This window comes from Miniimonas sp. S16 (assembly GCF_057748195.1).
This window is the reverse complement of record NZ_CM173242.1, coordinates 617,680-631,641: the sequence shown is the minus strand read 5'-3', so window position 1 is coordinate 631,641 and position 13,962 is coordinate 617,680. Positions and strand designations below refer to the sequence as shown.

Here is a 13,962-nt window from a genome sequence, read left to right as displayed (position 1 = left end):
CGAGGATGAGTATGGAGAAGCTGAAGATGCACTCGCCGGACCTGACCGAGCGAAACATCGACAAGATCGCCGAACTCTTCCCGGCCGTCGTCACCGAAACCCTCGACGTCGACGGCAACCCAACCCGCGGTATCGACTTCGACGCTCTCCGCCAGGAACTCTCTGACCACGTCGTCGAGGGACCGCAGGAGCGCTACCAGCTCGACTGGCCCGGCAAGCGAGCCGCTGCCTTCGCTGCCAACGCCCCCATCGCGAAGACCCTCCGCCCCGTGCGTGAGGAGTCCGTCGACTTCGACACTACGAAAAACCTCTTCATCGAGGGCGACAACCTCGACGCGCTCAAGTTGCTTCAGGAGTCCTACCTCGGCAAGGTCAAGCTGATCTACATCGACCCGCCCTACAACACCGGCAACGATGAGTTCGTCTATCCGGACGACTACTCCGAAGGTGCAGACGAGCACCTCGTTCGCTCTGGGCAGGTCAACGATGCAGGGGAGCGGCTCCGGTCGAACCCCGACTCGAACGGCCGCTTCCACTCCGACTGGCTCGACATGATCTACCCGCGCCTGAAGCTGGCGAAGTCGCTGCTCACGTCGGACGGCTACATCGTCGTGAGCATCGACGACGCCGAGTTCTCCGCACAGGAGCTGTTGCTCGACGAGGTGTTCGGCGCGTCGAACAAGCTCGCAGTCCTTGTGTGGGACCGCAACCGAAAGAACGATGCACGGTTCTTCTCAGTCGGCCACGAGTACATGCTCGTCTACGCCCGCGACAAGACGGTCCTCACCGAGCGAGGAACGCGGCTGCGCGAACCGCAGGCCGGGATCGCCGAGGCGCGCGAGTTCATCGCTGAGGCCCGCGGCCGACTCGCCGATGACTGGGATGCCATTCAGGCGGAGTGGCGGAAGTGGACCTCGTCGTTCGCAGCCGATGACGAGCGCCGGAAGCTGGGACGCTTCTCGAAGGTCGGGCCGCGCGGCCCGTTCCGCGATGACGGCAACATCTCATGGCCGGGAGGTGGCGGTCCAACCTACGATGTGCTTCACCCGGCTACTGGACTGCCGACGAAGATCCCGTCGCGCGGCTGGGTCTTCTCGACCAAGAAGCGCTTCGATGAGGCCGTCGCAGAGGGTCGAGTCGTATTTGGGCCGGACGAGACCACGCAGCCGCGGATCATTTCGTACCTCTTCGAGTCCGAAGGCCTCGTGATGGGGTCCGTCCACTACAGCTATGCGCAGACGGCAGCCGTGGACTTCATGAACCTCATGGGCGGCAAGATCTTCGACAACCCGAAGAGCTGGAAGGACCTGCGACGGATCATCGAGTACCTGACCGAAGCCGATGACATCGTGGTCGACTTTTTCGCAGGGTCCGCATCTACCGGTCATGCGGTGCTCGACCTCAACGCCACAACGGAGAGTCAGCGCCGCTTCATCCTCGTACAGGTCGCCGAACCAGTACCGGAGAAGAGCGTGGCCGAGACGCACGGCTACAGGACGATCTCGGGTATCGCGCGCGACCGTCTGCGTCGCGTCGGCGATTCCCTCGACACGGCCAGTGACGCCGATGCGGGCTTCCGGATGCTGAGAGTCGATACGACGAACATGACGGACACCAGCACAACTGCCGACGCGCTCGGCCAGGGAGATCTCGTATCCCTGATCGACAGCGTCAAGCCCGACCGTACCGATGAGGATCTGCTCTTCCAGGTGCTGATCGACTGGGGGCTCGATCTGAGCCTCCCGATCGAGCGTGGGGTTTCGAGAGAGAGAGAGAGAGAGAGAGAGAGAGAGAGAGAGAGAGAGAGAGAGAGAGAGAGAGAGAGTACTTCCGCGTCGCCGACGACGCGCTCGTCGCATGCTTCAGCGAGGAGGTGTCCGCTGATGTGGTCACCGAGATCGCGAACCTCCAACCGCTGCGTGCAGTTTTCCGGGACTCGGCCTTCAGGTCGGACGCGGATCGCATCAACGCAGAGCAGCTTTTCCGTGAACTCTCGCCCAACACGGAGGTCAAGACCGTATGACCTTGCTGCTCTGGGCGGTGGTGCGTGATGGAGAAGCGCGCACTTCACTCGCCCGACCTGACCGCTCGCAACGTCGAGCGAATCGCCGAGCTGTTCCCGCAGGTCATCACCGAGTCGAGGGATGCCGGGGGCAACGTGACCCTCGCCGTTGACTTCGATCTCCTCCGCCAGGAGCTCTCCGACCACGTAGTCGATGGTCCGCAGGAGCGCTACCAGCTCGACTGGCCGGGCAAGCGAGTCGCGGCTTTTGCGGCCAACGCGCCGATCGCCAAGACCCTGCGCCCGGTGCGCGAGGATTCGGTCGACTTTGACACGACGAAGAACCTTTTCATCGAGGGCGACAACCTAGAGGCGCTCAAGCTCCTCCAGGAGTCTTTGCTCGGGAAGGTCGATGTCATCTATATCGATCCGCCATACAACTCTGGTGCCGATTGGGTGTACGACGACGACTTCGTTGAGACGACGAGTGACTACCTCGCACGATCGGGCCAACATGATGCAGCAGGTGGTCACCTGGTCTCGAACGCAGAGGCGAACGGTCGATTCCACTCGGACTGGCTCAGCATGATTTACCCACGGCTCAAGCTCGCGCGCAATCTCCTTAGCGACTCGGGCGTGCTCATCGCCGCCATTGACGATGGTGAACACTCGGGTCTGAAGCAGGTACTTGACCAGGTGTTCGGAGCCCAGAACTTCCTCTCCAATGTCGTATGGCAGGGACGGGCGAAGAACGACGCGCGGTTCTCGGCTGGTGGTCTGGACTACATGCTCATCTACGCCCGCGACCGCAACCGTCTGATAGCTAACGACGTGCGGTGGAAGGAGCCAAAGGGCGGCTACGACCTGGTAGTCGCAGCGGTCCGTGATGCATGGGCCAGATCAGGCAATGATGCGGACAAGGCGACCTCCCTCCTCCGCGAGTGGTGGCGTACGAAGCCGGACACCGAGAAGGGGTTGCAGTCGTATACGGAGATTGACGACAACGGCAGAGCGTTCCTACGTGGGCCGCTCGCCAGCCCGAACCCTCGCGCCAACCTTCAGTACGACCTCTTCCACCCCGTTACCGGCAGGGCCGTGCCGATGCACCCCAACGGGTGGAGGTACTCGAAGGAAACGATGGATCAGATGCTCGCGGAGGGCCGGATCCTATTCGGGGCAGACGAGACGACAACGCCGCGGCGCAAGATGTTCCTCGACGAGCAGGAGGACCAGGCGATTCGATCGCTGGTGGTCCATGAGCGGGCCAGTGCCACGTCTGCCGTCGCGAGCCTCATGGGCGCTGACGTCTTCGACAATCCCAAGGACACAAGGGTCCTCGCGAAGTGGATCAACGCGGTCAGTGCAGCGAACCCTACTGCCCTCGTCCTGGACTTTTTCGGCGGCTCGGGTTCGACTGGGCAGGCTGTCATGGAACTCAACAGAGTTGATGGCGGTCAGAGGCGGTTCGCCCTCGTGCAACTGGACGAGTCGGTTGCTCCCGACTCAGTTGCCCAGCGCGAGGGCTACCAAACGATCGCTCAGATCGCCCGCGAACGGCTCCGACGTGCAGGGGCGAAGCTTCGTGCGGAAGCCGGGCTTATGGCAGACACGCTAGATGTCGGGTTCCGAGCGCTCAGGGTTGACAGCACGAGTATGGCTGACACTGTCACGACCGCTGACGATCTCGTCCAGATGACGCTCATGGAGACCATCGGCAGCGTCAAGCCAGGTCGCACGGATGAAGACTTGCTGTTTCAGGTATTGCTCGATTGGGGCCTGGATTTGTCGGAGGTCCTCAAGGTTGAGCAGATCGCCGGTACGCCTGCGCTGGCCGTCGCTGACGATGCGTTGGTCGCCTGCTTTGCCGACAACGTGAGTGAAGGAGTCGTGCGCGCCATCGCCGACCGGCACCCGTTGCGCGCTGTGTTCAAGGACTCCGGCTTCGCCACCGACGCCGCGCGCATCAACGCCGAGCAGATCTTCCGCGAGGTGTCTCCCGAGACAGAGGTAAGGGCGATCTGACCCGATGAAGCTCCAGTTCAAGGTCCAGCCGTACCAGACCGAGGCCGTCGATGCCGTGGTCGATGTGTTCACCGGCCAGCCGTATGCCGACGGGGTGAAGTACCGCATCGACCCCGGAAAGGACGCGGCGCTGACGCTGCTGGAGGATGCAGGGCTGCGCAACGCGGAAATCGCTCTCACGCCGCCGCAGCTCTTGGAGAATCTGCACGGGGTGCAACGGGCGCGCGGCCTGGCGCTGTCGAAGGACTTGAAGGACCCGGTCAAGAAGTCGGCCGCGCCGATCAACCTCGACATCGAGATGGAGACCGGCACCGGCAAGACCTACGTCTACATCAAGACGATCATGGAGCTGCACAAGCGGTACGGGTGGTCGAAGTACATTGTGGTCGTGCCGTCGATCGCGATCCGCGAGGGTGTGAAGAAGTCGTTCGACATCACCGCCGAGCACTTTCAGCAGTTCTATGGCACCAAGCCGCGCACGTTCGTCTACAACTCGTCGCGGCTGCACGAGCTGGAGCGGTTCTCATCGGACGCGGGCGTGCAGGTGATGATCATCAACATCCAGGCGTTCAACGCTACTGGCAAGGACGCCCGGCGCATCTACGAGGTGCTCGACGACTTCCAATCCCGCAAGCCGATCGACGTGATCGCAGCGAACCGGCCGATCCTGATCATCGACGAGCCGCAAAAGATCGAGGGCGACGCGAAGAAGCCGTCGAAGTCGCTGGAGGCGCTCGGCCTGTTCAACGCCCTGTTCGCGCTGCGCTACTCGGCGACCCACAAGATCGAGCGCACCAAGGTGCACCGTCTCGACGCGGTCGACGCCTACAACCAGAAGCTGGTCAAGAAGATCGCGGTACGTGGCATCACGGTCAAGCACTTGGCCGGCAGCACCGCCTACCTCTACGTCGACGGGCTCGAGGTCGGGAAGGGCGCAGAGTTCCCCAAAGCGCGCGTCGAGCTGGAGGTCCAGACCGCGACCGGCATCAAACGGCAGGTGAAACGCCTGAGCCAGGGCATGAACCTGCACGACATCTCCGGCGGCATCGAGGCCTACAAGGGCCTGTTCATCCTGGACGTGGATGCGAACCGCGACATCATCGAGCTGAGCAACGGTGACATCATCGGCGCGGGTGAAGTCACAGAGGATGTCGCCGAGGACCAGAAGCGGCGCATCCAGATCCGCGAGGTCATCCGCGCCCACCTCGACAAGGAGCGCGAGCTGTTCGCGCAGGGCATCAAGACGCTGTCGCTGTTCTTCATCGACGAGGTCGCCAAGTACCGCGACTACGACCGCGAGGACACCCTCGGCGAGTACGCCCGGGTATTCGAGGAGGAGTACGACGCGGTCCTCGCCGACTACCTCGGCCAGCTCGACCTCGATGAGGCTGCCGAGCGGTACCGCACGCACGTCGAGGCCATCCCGGTTCGATCGACCCACGAGGGCTACTTCTCCATAGACAAGAAGACCGGCCACTCCGTCGACGGCAAGATCGCGGCCCGCGGCGACTTCGCAGGCCAGTCCGACGACGTCGACGCCTACGACCTGATTCTGAAGCACAAGGAGCGGCTGCTGTCGTTCGCGGAGCCGGTGCGGTTCATCTGGTCGCACTCGGCGCTGCGCGAGGGTTGGGACAACCCGAACGTGTTCGTGATGGGCATGCTCAAGAAGAGCGACAACACCACGACCAGGCGGCAGGAAATCGGCCGCGGACTGCGGCTGTCGGTCGACCAACACGGCGAGCGGATGGACAACCCCGTCACCGTGCACGACATCAACGAGCTGACCGTCGTCACCGACGAGTCGTATACCCAGTTCGTCACCGCACTCCAGAAGGAGATCGTCGAGTCGCTGTCGGCCCGGCCGCGGAAAGCCAGCGTCGACTACTTCACCGGCAAGCAGTTCAAGACCGCGGACGGCGGGACGAGCGTGCTGGAGAGGGCGGTCGCGCAGGCGCTGTACAACCACCTCATCCGAAACAACTACATCGATGACGACGGCTTTGTCACCCAGGAGTACAAGGACGCCCGCGTCGACGGCACGCTCGCCGTCCCCACCGCGGACGTGCTCAAGCCCATCATCGACTTCGTGTGGCCGCTGGTCGACGCCCTGTACCTCGACGTGCCCAAACCGACCGACGGGCGCAAGCCGAAGAAGATCCCGTTCAGCGAAGCCAACTTCAAGAAGCGCGAGTTCCAGGAGCTGTGGGGCCGCATCAACCACAAGGCCGTCTACCAGGTCGAGTTCGACTCGGCCGAGCTGATTGCCAACTGCATCAAGGTGCTCGACAAGTCCCTCAACGTCACCGTCATGCAGTACCTCGTCGAGAGCGGCAAGCAGGTCGTCGGCCTGGAAGTCGAGCAGCTCGAGGCCGGCACCGGCTTCAAGGTGTCCGAGACCAAGGTCGAACACTCGGCCGTCTCGGCAGGCTCGACCGTCAAGTACGACCTCCTCGGAGAGATCGCGGAGAAGACCCAGCTCACCCGCCGCACCTGCGCCTCCATCCTCACCGGCATCAACCCGGGCACGTTCGCGAAGTTCAAGCAGAACCCCGAGCACTTCATCACGGAGACCGCCCGCCTCATCAACGAGCAGAAGGCGACCGTGATCGTCGAGCACCTCGCCTACGACCCGCTCGACCACCGCTACGACTCGTCGATCTTCACCGAGAACCAGACCGCGCAGGACCTGTCGAAGGCAGGCGACAAGCTCAAGAAGAGCGTTTACGAGTACGTCGTCACCGACTCCAAGGTCGAGCGTGCGTTCGTAGAGCAACTCGACGTGAGCGATGAGGTTGTCGTCTACTCCAAGTTGCCCCGCGGGTTCTTCATTCCGACTCCGGTTGGCGACTACAACCCCGACTGGGCCATCGCGTTCCGCGACGACACTACGAAGTTCAAGCACGTCTACTTCGTCGCCGAGACCAAGGGCTCGATGTCCACCCTCCAGCTCAAGGGTGTCGAGGAAGCCAAGATCGAGTGCGCCCGCAAGTTCTTCGCCTCGCTCAACGACAAGGCCGAGAACAACGGCGTGAAGTACGACGTCGTGGACACGTACGAGAACCTCCTCGTGCTTGTGGGGGCGTGATGGCTGACGTCCGAATCAACGGTGTGGCACAGCAACCCGTGTCCGAGCCCCACGCGAACCGACTGACGCCCGAGCGCCTTCGCACCATCGTCGAGTCTGCGCATCTCAACTTCCTGATCGGCGCGGGTACGTCCGTTCCCTACTTCGCGCCGCTTGGCAACATCGAGCAGGCGCTCACAGACCTCGCCGACGCGAGCGGGTCCGACGGTGCGAAACTGCTTGTCCGCGCCTCGATTCAGGCTTACTTCTTCGAGAACGTCCTCGTCCCCAACACCAAGGTCATCGAGCGCGAGGCATCGGCTGAGTCCGTTCTTCGCTCATATGCGACCTTCGTGCGTACCCTGAACCGCATCTTGCTGCGACGGCACAGCACGCTCCTGTCGAAGCAGGCGAACATCTTCACGACGAACGTGGACATGTTGTTCGAGGTGGCCATGGAGGAACTCGGCATCGACTTCTCCGACGGGTTCAGCGGGAAGATCAGGCCGAAGTTTGACCTCGGTGATTTCAACACCCTCCGCTTTCGGATGGGCAGTCGGTACGAGCACCGGTTCGAGGTGCCGGTCTTCAACCTCATCAAGATCCACGGATCGGCCTCGTGGCGTCAGCAGGAGCGCGCGAACCGGAAGTCCGACATCTATTTCGACCACGGGTTGACGCTCGTATGGGAGGTCGCGGGGCAACTCGACGCTGCGAGGCAGCACCTGCTGCCTGTGCTCGTCGATCCTCAGCCGCAGGGCCAGGGGCCGACAATCCGCTCAACCACGGATCTTCTGACCGAGGCAGAGCGACGATTTGAGGACCTCAAAGTGCTCGGCACCCAGGAATCGACATCCGCGGCAGTTGAGGCATTCTCGGATGGCTACGGCAAGCTCGGCATCGTCAATCCGGACAAGCGCAAGTTCGCGACGACCGTGCTCAACGAGACGTACTACGAGCTGATCCGCCGCTTCTCCAACGAGATGGAGAAGGAGAACAGCGTCCTATTCGTCCACGGGTTCTCGTTCCGTGATGAGCATCTGCGCGATCTCGTTCTGCGTGCAGCGCGAACGAACCCGACCCTGCAAGTGGTTGTGTTCTGCTATTCGCGCGGAGGGCTCAAGGACTACGAGGTGCTCCTGCCCGACACCGAAGTCAAGAATGGCAACATCCAGTTCGTGATCCCAGACGAGCCAGGCGAGGGACTCGTTGAACGCAAGATCAACCTCGACATTCTGGAGTCCGACTACTTCGCGCCAATCGTTCGCGACAAGATTCCCGCACCGGATCAGCGAATCGAACTTGACATCCGGACGGCGTCGGCGGAGTCCTCCGATGATTGAGGAGGACGTTCTTGACCAGGACGCAGTGTTCTGCGTGGGCAGGGTCGTGTCGGTTGACGGCCGGCGTGTGCGAGTCGCGGTCGACAAGCTCAAGAACGGTTCGCACCTTCTGTACCGCGGAGGGCTCGTGCGGAACGTCGCCGTCGCAAGCTACGTCAAGATCGTTAAGCCTGACTTGGGTCACTCGTGTCAGTTTGCGGGGGCTGCATGGCTGTGACCTGGGGTGATGGTCGTGGTGGGTGCGTGGTTGAGGCACTAATTCGGTCGTAGGATCGGTGGGTGGCGTGGGTCCGGCGGGTGCGTACGGCCTCCGGATCGACGGCGGTACAGATCGCGGAGTCGGTGAATGGCAGGCGACGGATCGTGCGGCATGTCGGCTCGGCGCGGGACGAGGCCGAGCTCGGGCTGCTCATGGCGCAGGCGCAGCAGTTGCTGCTCGATGACGCGCAGCGCGAGTTCGATCTCGGGCTGACCCCGAGAGTCCCGAAAGCCGTCCTGGTCCCGGCGCCGGCGAACGCGCTGATTCCCGGGCAGGGGCCACAGCTGCGGCGGTGGGTGCGACGCGCGCACGTCCTGAAGACCAACGCCGGGGTCCTGTACGAGGCTCTCGCGGGTGTCTACGCCGATCTGGGGTTCGACGCGGTCGGGGATGAGGTCTTCCGCGATCTCGTGATCGCGCGGGTCGTGGAACCCACCAGTCTGCTGGACGTGGACCGGGTCCTGGCCGAGCTGGGCCGGGTAGCGGCCTCGCACTCGACCCGGAAACGGGCCCTGCGCCGCGCTCACACCGGCGACTACCGGGACGTCATCGCCTCGGCATGCTTCACCCACGCCGTCTCCCACGGCGATGTGTCGCTGGTGCTCTACGACGTCACGACGCTCTACTTCGAGGCCGAGAAGGAAGACGACCTGCGCAAGGTCGGCTACTCCAAGGAACGCCGCGTGGACCCGCAGATCGTCGTCGGGCTGCTGGTGGACCGGCGCGGGTTCCCGCTCGAGATCGGCTGCTTCGAGGGCAACAAGGCCGAGACCCTGACGATCGTGCCGATCGTGAAGCAGTTCGCCGACCGTCACTCCCTCGCCGACATGGTCGTCGTGGCCGACGCCGGCATGCTCTCGGCCTCCAACCTCACCGCGCTGGAGGAGGCAGGGCTGCGGTTCATCGTGGGCTCACGAGTCACGAAGGCACCGAAAGATCTCGCCGCGCACTTCCGCTGGCACGGCAACGCGTTCACCGACGCCCAGATCATCGACACCATCACCCCCCGCGATCAGCGCGGCACCGCCGCGCGGGTGAGCGACCCGGCCACCCGGGCGGAACCGGTCTGGGACCCGGCCGTGCATGCGAGATCGTGGCGAGCGGTCTGGGCCTACTCGACCAAGCGGGCCGTCAGGGACAACAAGACCCTCACCCTGCAGGAGAACAAGGCCCGCGCCGTGATCGCCGGGGAGAAGACCGCCCGGACACCACGGTTCGTGACCAGCCGCAACGGCAGCCACGAGCTCGACGAAGCATCCCTGACCCGAGCCCGCGCCCTGGTCGGGCTGAAGGGCTACGTCACGAACATCCCCGCGCACCTCATGCCCGCCAGCGAGGTCATCAGCAGCTACCACGACCTGTGGCACGTCGAGCAGTCCTTCCGGATGTCCAAGACCGACCTCGCAGCCCGGCCCCTCTTCGCGCGCACCCGCGACGCGATCGAGGCCCACCTCACGATCGTGTTCACCGCCCTCGCGATCTCACGCACGATCCAGGACCGCACCGGGCTCTCGATCCGCCGCTTCCTGCGTCAGCTCAAGCCCCTGCGCTCAGCAACCATCGAGATCAACGGCGTCATCACCACACTCCCACCCGCGATCGACCCCGACACCCAAGCCACCCTCACCGCCCTGCAACACCCCGCAAGGCACTAAGGCAGATGACCCAACTCAGGACACCGAAGTCAAGAATGGCAACATCCAGTTCGTGATCCCAGACGAGCCAGGCGAGGGACTCGTTGAACGCAAGATCAACCTCGACATTCTGGAGTCCGACTACTTCGCGCCAATCGTTCGCGACAAGATTCCCGCACCGGATCAGCGAATCGAACTTGACATCCGGACGGCGTCGGCGGAGTCCTCCGATGATTGAGGAGGACGTTCTTGACCAGGACGCAGTGTTCTGCGTGGGCAGGGTCGTGTCGGTTGACGGCCGGCGTGTGCGAGTCGCGGTCGACAAGCTCAAGAACGGTTCGCACCTTCTGTACCGCGGAGGGCTCGTGCGGAACGTCGCCGTCGCAAGCTACGTCAAGATCGTTAAGGGGCTCTTCCCAGTTGAGGGTGTAGCCGGCTGCCGGGCAGGCGCGGGGTCGGTCGGCGCGTCGGTGCCTGGGTAGAGGTCGAGGCCTCCCGAGGATGGGAGTTCTCACACAGCCATCCAGGAAGACCTCGACGTGCTTGACGCTACCTTCGCGACCCCTGATGTGACGACGTTCTGCCGCCTCGACGAGCTCGGTCTCGTCGTCGTGGGGCAGAAACTGGAGCCGGACCGGGCGGTGCTTGCCTGCCGTGTCGAGGAGGACGATGCGGCGCGCTGGTGCCGGCGTTGCGGCTGCGAAGGCAGCCCGCGGGACACCGTGACCCGGCGCTTGGCGCACGAGCCGTTGGGCTGGCGCCCGACGACGCTTCTGGTCACGATCCGCCGCTACAAGTGCACCGGCTGCGGACATGTCTGGCGCCAGGACACCAGCCGCGCCGCCGAACCTCGCGCGAAGCTGTCCCGGACTGCGCTGCGCTGGGCCCTGGTCGGCCTCGTCTGCCAGCACCTCACCGTCGCCCGCCTCGCCGAGGCCCTGGCCGTGTCCTGGGACACCGCCAACGACGCCGTCCTCGCCGAAGGCCAGCGCGTCCTGCTTGATGACCCGGCCCGCTTCGACGACGTGAAGGTCATCGGCGTCGATGAACACGTCTGGCGTCACACCCGCCGCGGCGACAAGTTCGTCACCGTCGTCATCGACCTCACTCCGGTCCGCGACAAGACCGGCCCGTCGCGGCTGCTGGCCATGGTCGAAGGCCGCTCCAAGCAGGCCTTCAAGACCTGGCTCGCCGAACGGCCCAAGGCCTGGCGCGACGGCCTGGAGGTCGTCGCCATGGACGGCTTCTCCGGGTTCAAGACCGCCACCACCGAAGAGCTCCCCGAGGCCGTCGCGGTGATGGACCCCTTCCACGTGGTCCGTCTCGCCGGCGACGCCCTGGACCGCTGTCGGCGCCGCGTCCAGCAGGACCTGCACGGGCACCGCGGCCGGAAGGACGACCCGCTCTACCGCGCCCGACGGACCCTGCACACCGGCGCGGACCTACTCACCGACCGCCAACGGCAGCGCCTTACCGCGCTGTTCGGGGTCGAGGACCACGTCCAGGTCGAGGCCACCTGGGGCATCTACCAGCGCATGATCGGCGCCTACCGAGAGCCCGACCGCACCCGCGGCAAGCACCTCATGACCGCGCTGATCGAGTCGGTCACCGCCGGAGTCCCGGCCGCGCTGACCGAGCTCCGCACGCTGGGCCGGACGCTGAAGAAGCGCGCCGAGGACGTGCTCGCCTACTTCGACCGACCCGGCACCAGCAACGGCCCGACCGAGGCCATGAACGGCCGCCTGGAGCACCTGCGCGGCTCAGCCCTCGGCTTTCGCAACCTCACCAACTACATCGCCCGCAGCCTGCTCGAGACCGGCGGCTTCAGGCCCCGACTACACCCTGGAATCGGATGAGCCCGTTAAGGGCTTCGCTGAGCTGATCGCCAAGGTCGACGGCGAGGTCGTCGAAGAGGATCGCGGTGCGAGTTCCGGGTACCGCCGCGGCGTGGATCCTCTGTCTCGACAGCTCGACGTGAGCCTTGTCGGGTACATCGAGGGCGGACGCTTCGAACGCGGAGTCCGTGAGATGCCGCTCCTGGACAACGAATGCTTCATCCTCACGGAGCATGAGTTCAGGATGATCCACACGTTCGTCTCGGCGGGCGATGAGCCGCTCGAAATCGGCGCGCTTGCGATGGAGCCAACTCAGCCGGTATCAGTTGGCGTCAATGCGATATTCGCGAGCCACGTAGGGATCTTCGGCAACACCGGCAGCGGGAAGTCGTACACGCTCGCCAAGCTGTATCACGAACTATTCAAGAGATACGGGGCGATCGAGACGTTCCGCCGGCGGTCTCAGTTTGTGTTGATCGACTTCAACGGCGAGTACGTCAACTGCGTCGGCGGGTCGGAGGAGTACGCGACCGCAGTCATTGCCGGGGACGATGTGAAGCAGGTCTACGACCTGTCGACACACGACGACGGTGGAGACCGGCTGCCACTTCCGAAGTCCGCCGTTCACGATCCAGTCTTCTGGACCGTTCTGCTCGACGCGACCGAAAAGACGCAGGCTCCCTTCATTTCTCGCGTGCTCAAGAGCGAATACTGGGACCGGTTGCTACCCGACGCTCAGGCGCTCCTCGACGTGATCGGCGACCTGGTCGCGCGCGCAACGAAAAGCAACGACGGTGCGCTGGACCGCCAGCTGCCGGTCAACTTCCTTGAAGAAGTCGTGTCCTGTCTTGGCGACCATGCGTCGCCCGACCTGACCGCGCTGATCGAGGAGATGCGGGCCAGTCTCGGCTACTTCAGCCAGAGTCATAACTTCTACTGGGAAGCGACACCGACCACCCAGCGCAAGTGGGCGACCGACGCGGACTGGGCGGACTTCATCAAGGCCAAGGTGACCGCGGTCCAGCAGGACTTTTCGGCCGTCGACGACGTCGATCTCGTTCGCTTCAAGTTGGTGCTCCAGTACTACCGCGACGTGATCAGCGGGTTCGCCAACCGCGAGCATCTTGGGCCGATGATGAAACGGATGGACGAGCGGGTGCCGAGCATCAAACGGCTCGTGAAGGTCTCCGAGGATGCGTTCACGGAGGGGCCGCTCACCGTCGTGTCGCTTCGCAACGTCAATCTCGCCATGCGCAAGGTCATCCCGATGATCGTCTGTAAGCACCTCTATGACGCCAAGAAGCGCACAGACCCTCGGGGGCAGCGATACCTGAACCTCATCATTGACGAGGCACATAACATCTTGTCGACCGAGTCAGCGAGGGAGAGCGAAGCCTGGCGCGACTACCGCCTGGAGACGTTCGAGGAGATCATCAAGGAGGGCCGCAAGTTCGGGGTCTTCCTGACGCTCGCGAGTCAGCGCCCACACGACATCTCCGAGACGATCGTCTCGCAATTGCACAACTACTTCCTCCACCGCCTCGTGAACAACCTCGACGTTCACGCGATCGAGAAGGCGGTCGCCTACCTCGATCGGGTGTCGTTCGAATCGCTGCCGATCCTGCCCACGGGCACCTGCGTCTTGTCCGGGGTCTCAGCTCAGGTGCCCGTCGTCGTGAGGATTGGCGGCTCTTCGGACATCCGGTGGGGAGTGCGGGTCGGGGTTTCATCGGGGCGGGGTAGGGGTCGAGGTCCTCGATGATCGGTAGCGACCAAGCAACCGTTCGTCTCGAGGACCTC

Annotated in this window: 11 protein-coding genes; 10 read left to right on the top strand and 1 reads right to left on the bottom strand. The window is 63.9% G+C overall.

Translation table 11 applies throughout. The annotated features are described in order from the left end of the window. The first annotated feature begins 11 nt into the window (after window positions 1–11). The 9 genes from AC3AQ1_RS02825 to AC3AQ1_RS02785 all read left to right on the top strand — a co-directional run bounded on the left by AC3AQ1_RS02825 (window position 12) and on the right by AC3AQ1_RS02785 (window position 12,183). Window positions 12–2,051 (top strand): site-specific DNA-methyltransferase, encoded by a 2,040-nt coding sequence (locus AC3AQ1_RS02825; RefSeq protein ID WP_108719929.1) that lies wholly within the window; start codon window positions 12–14, stop codon window positions 2,049–2,051. Further along, the gene (locus AC3AQ1_RS02820) at window positions 2,051–4,024 is read left to right on the top strand and encodes a site-specific DNA-methyltransferase (RefSeq protein ID WP_108717742.1); all 1,974 of its coding nucleotides are present in this window, start codon (window positions 2,051–2,053) and stop codon (window positions 4,022–4,024) included. The genes AC3AQ1_RS02825 and AC3AQ1_RS02820 overlap by 1 nt, the downstream gene beginning before the upstream one ends. Window positions 4,025–4,028: 4 nt before the next feature. Next, complete coding sequence (locus AC3AQ1_RS02815) at window positions 4,029–7,112, top strand: type III restriction-modification system endonuclease (protein ID WP_108717741.1); 3,084 nt, start codon at window positions 4,029–4,031, stop codon at window positions 7,110–7,112. Beyond that, entirely contained in the window at window positions 7,112–8,434 is a 1,323-nt protein-coding gene (locus AC3AQ1_RS02810; RefSeq protein ID WP_159096353.1) for a hypothetical protein, read from the top strand. Before AC3AQ1_RS02815 ends, AC3AQ1_RS02810 begins: the two co-directional genes overlap by 1 nt. Further along, window positions 8,427–8,651, top strand: a complete 225-nt coding sequence (locus AC3AQ1_RS02805) for a hypothetical protein (protein ID WP_108717739.1) — start codon at window positions 8,427–8,429, stop codon at window positions 8,649–8,651. Before AC3AQ1_RS02810 ends, AC3AQ1_RS02805 begins: the two co-directional genes overlap by 8 nt. 62 nt (window positions 8,652–8,713) lie before the next feature. After that, window positions 8,714–10,348, top strand: coding sequence for an IS1634 family transposase (locus AC3AQ1_RS02800; protein WP_108717738.1), 1,635 nt, complete (start codon window positions 8,714–8,716; stop codon window positions 10,346–10,348). A 52-nt stretch (window positions 10,349–10,400) separates the two neighbouring features. Then, window positions 10,401–10,565, top strand: a complete 165-nt coding sequence (locus tag AC3AQ1_RS02795; RefSeq protein ID WP_159096352.1) for a hypothetical protein — start codon at window positions 10,401–10,403, stop codon at window positions 10,563–10,565. Then, window positions 10,558–10,809 carry a hypothetical protein gene (locus tag AC3AQ1_RS02790; protein WP_108717737.1) on the top strand — a complete coding sequence of 84 codons (252 nt, stop codon included), beginning with the start codon at window positions 10,558–10,560 and terminating at the stop codon, window positions 10,807–10,809. The genes AC3AQ1_RS02795 and AC3AQ1_RS02790 overlap by 8 nt, the downstream gene beginning before the upstream one ends. Window positions 10,810–10,866: 57 nt before the next feature. Then, window positions 10,867–12,183 (top strand): ISL3 family transposase, encoded by a 1,317-nt coding sequence (locus tag AC3AQ1_RS02785; RefSeq protein ID WP_108717733.1) that lies wholly within the window; start codon window positions 10,867–10,869, stop codon window positions 12,181–12,183. Here the strand turns inward: AC3AQ1_RS02785 and AC3AQ1_RS02780 are convergent. Then, a complete protein-coding gene (locus AC3AQ1_RS02780) occupies window positions 12,152–12,397 on the bottom strand; it encodes a hypothetical protein (RefSeq protein ID WP_159096351.1) in 246 nt (81 codons plus the stop codon). The two genes, AC3AQ1_RS02785 and AC3AQ1_RS02780, sit on opposite strands and share 32 nt — an antisense overlap. A gap of 9 nt (window positions 12,398–12,406) precedes the next feature. On the opposite strand from AC3AQ1_RS02780, the gene AC3AQ1_RS02775 reads away from it, so the two are divergent. Then, window positions 12,407–13,924: an ATP-binding protein gene (locus AC3AQ1_RS02775; protein WP_159096350.1), complete on the top strand. Its 1,518-nt coding sequence runs from the start codon at window positions 12,407–12,409 to the stop codon at window positions 13,922–13,924. Window positions 13,925–13,962 lie beyond the last annotated feature (38 nt).